3 protein-coding genes are annotated in these 5,743 nt (G+C 38.1%); all 3 read left to right on the plus strand.

Features of this window, described 5'->3' with window-relative positions; genetic code table 11:
• On the plus strand, positions 1–1,339 hold a 1,339-nt coding region (locus tag ENL20_00495; GenBank protein ID HHE37040.1), incomplete at its 5' end, for a T9SS type A sorting domain-containing protein.
• Between the two features lie 137 nt (positions 1,340–1,476).
• Positions 1,477–3,837, plus strand: coding sequence for a T9SS type A sorting domain-containing protein (locus ENL20_00500; GenBank protein HHE37041.1), 2,361 nt, complete (start codon positions 1,477–1,479; stop codon positions 3,835–3,837).
• A gap of 175 nt (positions 3,838–4,012) precedes the next feature.
• A partial coding sequence (locus ENL20_00505) for a hypothetical protein (protein ID HHE37042.1) occupies positions 4,013–5,743 on the plus strand: 1,731 nt, incomplete at its 3' end.

A 5,743-nucleotide genomic window follows, 5' to 3' on the forward strand; every position in this document is an offset into this window, starting at 1 on the left:
GGGAGATTTTAAGCAGGTTTATGCCCAGGGAGTCGACACAAACGGAAATTTCATCTGGTCGCAAACAACAGGTATCGTTCTTGCCGAAGTTTTTGGTTCTCAGGAATTCCCAAAAATTTCAGTTAGAAACACAGACAGGGAAAATCAGTATTTTATCGGCTGGACAGATTTTAGAGATATTTCTGATCCAGATATTTATGGACAATTGATCGTTGATGGTGAAAAACAATGGTCTGATGAAGGCGTTCAAATTTCAAGTAGAGACGGTCAGGATGAGATGACAGATGTGGTTGAGAACTTCTATATCTGGCAAGGTTGGATAGGAACTTCCCATAAAAATATTTTCATTAAAATGATCGATGAGAATGGAAATACTCCTGCTGGCTGGCCTGAAGACGGATTAGAGATTTGTGCTGCAGAAGGTAATCAAGGGAATGCAAAAGGAATTCTTGTTCCGGAAGGAATTCTCGTTATCTGGGAAGATAAAAGAAATGGAAACCTTGATATTTACGGACAACTGGTAACACCGGCTGGAAATATTCTCTGGCAGGAAGATGGAGTTCCTCTTGTTCTTTTGGATAATGACCAGGAACCATCCAATTTTATTTATGATGACGATATTTTTATGACCTGGTCTGATTTTAGAAATGGGAATGATTATGATGTTTATATGCAGAAATATGATAACACCGGTTCCGAATTATGGACCGAAAATGGTTTGGAAATTGCCGTAAAAGATAGTGCCCAGGTTTATCCGTATTTAGTTCAAAGCGGTGATTATTTTATCACATTCTTTGAAGATTATTACTACAGTACTGCTGCTCATCCGAATTCAGACCTTTATGCTCAAATGGTTGATATGGAAGGTAATTTGCAGTGGGATACGGAAGGATATGAAATCTGTTCTGCGATCAAGAATCAAAGTAAACCGCAAGCAACAACCGATAACAGCAATAATGTTTATGTTATCTGGCAAGATACCCGTTCCAGCGGAAAAACAGATATTTATAACATCTATGCTCAAAAACTATTCGACAGTACTGCAGTTGCAAATGATTTTGAATTAGAAAAAAGCATTGAGATCAGGAATTATCCGAATCCCTTCCGAAATTCAACAGAAATATCTTTTAATCTTAATGTAGAATCAATGACAAATCCGGAAATAAATATTTACAATATTAAGGGACAAATAGTTAATACACTCAAACCGGAAGAAAATAAAATTATCTGGGACGGAAAAAATGCTGCCGGTAAAACGGTTTCCAGCGGAATTTATTTTTACAGGTTGGAAGCGGATGATCATAAATCCGGAACCAGGAAAATGGTAGTGTTGAGGTAACATATAATCAACTTCCGAATGTTTCGATTTATCGAATCTTCGGAATGTTGGTTTTACTTCGAAGTGTTGAAGGTCGTTGTCAAACAATCGGAAGGTCAGCAAGCTGAACATTCCGATGTTCTTAAGTGAGGGAAATAATGAAATTTTTATTTATTCTAATAACATTATTACTTTGTGCAAACCTGTTTTCGCAGGTGATCCTGCATCCTCGTTATCATACTTATGAGGAGATCAAAGCAGAGATAGATTCCCTGCAGAATTTGTACCCGGAGTTTGTCATGATCGATTCCATCGGTCATACTCTGGGAGCTGATCCTTACCAGGAACCTTTACCGATCTGGGCGGTGAAGATTTCCGATAATGTAACTGTCGATGAAGATGAACCCGCAGTAATGTTTGCCGGACAATGTCATGCGGAAGAAGTTCTTGGTGTTGAGATCACGATGTATATGATCCAGGATATTTGCGAACACTTTTACCAGTTTCCATACAATTTATGGATTGCCAATTTGGAGATGTGGTTTGTTCCAAGCTATAATCCCGAAGGTTTGGAAATTGTCATGGATGGTATTGATACTTCCTGGAGAAAGAATCAAAGAGATAATAATCTGAACGGAATTCTTGATTTTGTTCTTGGTCCCGGAAACGACAGCGATGGAGTCGATACAAATCGTAATTACTCTTTTAACTGGTGTCATGGAGACACTCTTTGGGCACCTGGAGGAGAAGAATTATGGGATTATTACAGAGGACCTGCACCTTTTTCCGAAGGCGGACCAATGGCTATTCGTGATCTGGCAGCAGAACAGCATTTTATCTTTTCCATTAACTGGCATTCATCCAGAACAGGAAATTTTTCCGAAAAAGTTTTTTATTCCTTTGAATGGAATGGAGAAAAACGCTCTCCTGATTTCATTTTGAATCAATACATCGGAAATACTGTTGCCGGTTTGATCGAAAAAGAAAATGGAACCGGATTTTACGAACCTTCTGCTTCCGGGGGAAGAAAAGGAAATGCTCACGACTGGTTTTATCAGGCACATGGAACTACCCAACTCCTGATCGAATGCGGAACCCAAAACCTGCAACCTCCAAATGAACCTCCGCTTTACCTGGTTGATGATACTTGCGAGAGATGCAGTCAGGGAGCTTACTGGTTATTGGATCGAGCGATCGGTTACGAAACCGATAATGCCATGTTAACCGGACATGTAACAGATGCTGATACAGAAAATCCTCTCGTTGCAGAAGTAATAGTCGAACAACATAAAGCACCTTTTTTCGCTCCTCGAATGACCGATGAACTCTACGGTCGTTTCTGGAGAGTTCTGATGCCCGGAACTTATGATCTCAGAGTTCGTAAAAAAGGATATGAAGAACAAATTATCAATGATATAACCGTGAACAATTCGGTCTGGACTGAACTCGAAATCGAACTGACTCCTCTCGAAGAAATCACTGTTACTGGTAATATAACCTGCAACGGAGAGCCTGTTCCGGCAGAGATCATTATTTTCAGTTTGGAGAACGATACGCTCTACACGAATAATGGAGAATTTTCCTATAACGGATTTGCAGGTAATTTTAAAATGCAGGTAATTTCCAACAATTGTGTTCCCTATCTTTACCAGGAAAACCTGGAACCGGGGAATTACGATTTTGAGATCGAACTGAATCCTGAAACCGTTATTTTCAGTGAATCTTGGAACAATGGTTTTGCCCGTTGGGATGTTTCCGGAGATTGGGCAATTGAATTCGATGAATACGAAAACTCAAATGTAGCAACAAATAATTATGGCTTTTTCTTGCAAAGTTTTCATAAATTTTATCCAAATAACTCAAATTCTATTTTGACAACAATTGATCAGATAGATCTGCATGAAGCCAGTGATGACATTGTTCTTTGCTTTGATCATAAATATTATACGGAACACGATGCTGATATTTGTTCAGTCGAGATTTCAACAAACGGTTCTGACTGGGAAGTTCTGGAAGTTTTTTCCGGGAGAAACGAAGCCTGGTATTACCTGCCAAACGCTCAATCCGATAGATTCCTCATCCCTCTTTCAGACTACATCGAAAACAATATCTCTTTGAGATTTAATTTTTTCAGCGATGAAACCTTGCGAGATCCGGGCTGGTGGATAGATAACATCAAGATCGTTGCTTCCGAAGGTATTTCCGATTCCAATGAAATAGATATCGATCCGAATCTCACTAAATTATATAGCAATTACCCGAATCCGTTTCATAATTTTACGACAATTTCATTTAATATCACCGCAGAGGACGGAGAGAAGGCAGAGATTTTGATCTATAATTTGAAAGGTCAAAAAATTAAAACATTTTCAAATTACCAAATCACTAAATCATCAAATCAACAGGTTATGTGGGATGGAACGAATGAGAAGAATAAACCGGTTTCATCAGGAATTTATTTTTATCAATTAAAAACCGATAATTATCAGAAAACAAAAAAAATGATCTTTATGAGGTAAAAATGGCTCACGGATTTCACGGATTAGACGGATATCTCTATCTCGTTCCAACGCTCCTGCGTTGGAATGCATAAGAAAACGCTTTGCGTTGATCGTATAAAATTTAATAAGAATGTTCCCACGCAGGAGCATTGGTTCAAGGAATAACAAGGAATAAAATTTAAACGGAGGATTTGTGAAAAAAAATATAATCACGCTCATCTTAATTATTTCTGCTGTCTGGGTTTTTGCAGAAATAAATTTTGCAAATAATAAGGGAAATATTATTATCAATTTTGAAAATGAGAGAAATACGATGCAGCAGGAAGACATTTATAAAACGATTGCATTACCTTCTCTCGATGCTGAAATCATCGTGAATAGCTGCGAAGTTTCGATTTTCTCTAAAAACGGTGAACATCTTCGGGATAAAATTATTAACGGAAGTTCCCGCGTTGAAATTTCCGATAGTTTTATTATGCGGGATCTGTTCGGTCATCAGATCAGGATCAAAACTTCGGAAGAAAATAGAGAAACGATCTCTAATTTGAAAAGTCTTGATCTTGAAGTTAAACCTGTAAATATGCAGGAAGTTCCAACCAGAATTTCCAGTGTTTTTCAACCTGTTTATAAATCTTTTGTGGATAATTTTAATACATCATATTTACGAGATGCGACTACAGAACCAGCTCGAATGTTAATTATAACTTATTCCAATTTAATTGGCTATCTTGATGATTATGTGAACTGGAAAAAAGCGAAAGGAACTTTTACGGAAGTTGTCACGATCGAAGAAACCGGCAGTACGAGTGCTCAAATAAAAAATTACCTCCAGGATCTTTATGATAATTCTGAAACACCCCCGGATTATTTATTATTGATAGGAGATGTCGATGCTCCTTTTAATGTTCCTTCCTTTTATATCAGTGCGGAAAATGATGTAACGGATCATCCCTATACGCTGCTTTCGGGTGAAGATTATTTTCCGGAAATGATTGTCGGCAGGTTTTCCATCGATTCGATCATGGAATTATGGACGATCCTGAACAAACAATTTGTTTATGAAAAAACACCATACATGGACGAAACAGACTGGTTTACGGAAGCTCTTTTGGTTGCCGGAAATTATGCAACTTCTCCGCCGATTCCGACAACACCAAAAAAGGTAAGCAGATGGCTAAAGGATAAATTACTTGCCTACGGATATACTGAAGTTCATGAAGTTTATTACCCGCCAATCCAGTTTGCTGCTCCGGAAATTAATGAAGCCATTTCTGAGGGTGTTGGTTTTGTCAGTTATCGCGGTTGGGGTGATGCCAATGGCTGGCATTTCCCGGAATATCATATCGATGATATGGGTGGTCAAAATAATGGTCACAAACTACCTGTTGTAACTTCAATTGTTTGTAATACAGGTGATTTTGCCAATAATGTCGATCCCTGTTTTGCAGAAGCTTTTTTAAGAATTGGAACTCCAACCATACCAAAAGGTTGTGTTGCTATTCTCGGACCTTCCGATTTGCATACGAGCACAAAGCTTAACAATTCCTTATTCTCCGGTTTTTATTATGGAATGCTGGATGAAGATATTCTGACTTTAGGATTGGCAGTATTACGAGGAAAATTAGAATTATACAATAATTTTCCGTTGGATAGAGATCCGGGTGGAGATGTCGAGTTCTATTTCCATGTTTATAACATTTTAGGAGATCCGAGTTTGTCGATGTGGACTAAAGTTCCCCAGGAAATTTCCTGCACTTTACCTTCTGAAATAACTATTGGTACAAGTTATCTCGATGTAAATGTTCCTGATCTTGAAGGCGGCGTTATTACCGCTATGAAAACAGATGAATTTTATGATGTTCAAGTGATTGAAAACGGACAGGCTACTTTATATCTGGATTCTCAAACAGAAGGAACAATTCAA

The sequence above is a fragment of the Candidatus Cloacimonadota bacterium genome (assembly GCA_011372345.1).
In the GTDB taxonomy this organism is placed as follows: domain Bacteria; phylum Cloacimonadota; class Cloacimonadia; order Cloacimonadales; family TCS61; genus DRTC01.